Here is a 1,282-nt window from a genome sequence, read left to right on the forward strand (position 1 = left end):
CAGGACCTGACAGGTACGCCCAGCGCACCGGTAGTCACCGTGCCGCGGGGCCGCCGGGCCGCCGCAGATCTCGTAAATTTACCGGATCGGCACTCTAGCGAACTGCTAGTGTGCTGCTTTCATGTGTCCGTCAATATGGGATGTGGTCTTGCCCGCTTTCACGTGGACGAGCGCGCCGGGGTACCCAGATGGCGTCGTTGCCCCCCACCACAGTCGGGCATAGCCACGTGCGTCAATCATGACCATGTAGTCGGCGGTGAACAATCCTTCCGTGTCACCCTCGCGACCAACGAGAGTTGTGAGGGTATACCGGCCCTGGGCATCGGTCGATGCGTCACCGCACTGGTCACCCTCGTCCACGCATGCCGAGATCTTGGCGTTGGCAATGGGTGCGCCGGTAACCGAGTCGGTGACCAGGCCACTGATCTTGCCGCCAAGTTGGAGCTTCAGCGTCCGTCCTGACTTCACCGCGCCTGATCGAATCGTGACATCGCCAGCGTCATAGTTGTGTACATACGGGGCGACGGCCCGGATGGACACCGCGTAGGTCCCGGCCGCCAGACCGGTAATCGAATAACTCCCGTCCGAAGCGCTGTCCGCCGTGCCCCCACCTGGACCCCCTGCACGCGGGTGCATGAAAACGGTCGCTCCGGACACTGGGGCGCCACCGGTCGCGGCGACCACCTTGCCGGACACCCCACCAGTCGTCGCAGCCCAAGCAGCCGTGCCGGCAACAAGCCCGCCGCCGACGGTAAGCGCGGCAACCGCGACGAACAAGACAAGAGAATTCCTGATGAACTTCATAAAGATAATGACCTTCATGAGCACTGACTTCCCCCAAAAATCTTCGCTCGTGTGCCATGCAGCCCCGCGACCGCGTCGGCCCTCAATCATGAGCAGGGCCGTCGGCGGCTGATGTTTTGGAAACGCGACTACCGGCTGGGCCGTGAGAACGTGTGTCGAGATGCGCGACCAGGCCATTTCCTGCCACGCCTGCCGGATCAATCAAGATTATAAATATCTAATCCTGAGATTACGCGACAGTTCTCAACGAATACCCACGGACAGGGCACCGTCACGGCTACCGACGGGCGCGGTCCCAGTTGGGCAAGCCCACCTGGACGCCAACCAGGACTACAACCTAACCACCGACGGCTGGGCGGCCAACCTGGCCCGATCCGCCCGCCGCGACCGATCAGATCACGGGGTACGGATCAAACCCGTCGACCCCTACCCACCCGCCGATCTTGCCGGCTGCCGACGGGCGGGCGGCCCCAGCCGA

General features: G+C 63.2%; 2 protein-coding genes. One reads left to right on the forward strand and one right to left on the reverse strand.

Annotated features, from left to right (window positions below; genetic code table 11):
• Positions 1-105: 105 nt before the first annotated feature.
• The gene (locus U9980_RS16545; RefSeq protein ID WP_322768736.1) at positions 106-822 is read right to left on the reverse strand and encodes a carboxypeptidase-like regulatory domain-containing protein; all 717 of its coding nucleotides are present in this window, start codon (positions 820-822) and stop codon (positions 106-108) included.
• A gap of 142 nt (positions 823-964) precedes the next feature.
• Between U9980_RS16545 and U9980_RS16550 the strand changes: the two genes are divergently transcribed.
• Positions 965-1,282 (forward strand): hypothetical protein (locus tag U9980_RS16550; protein WP_322768737.1); only part of this gene is annotated, 318 nt, incomplete at its 3' end.

Origin of the sequence: Protofrankia sp. Cr1, from assembly GCF_963555865.1 — a bacterium.
GTDB lineage: Bacteria > Actinomycetota > Actinomycetes > Frankiales > Frankiaceae > Protofrankia.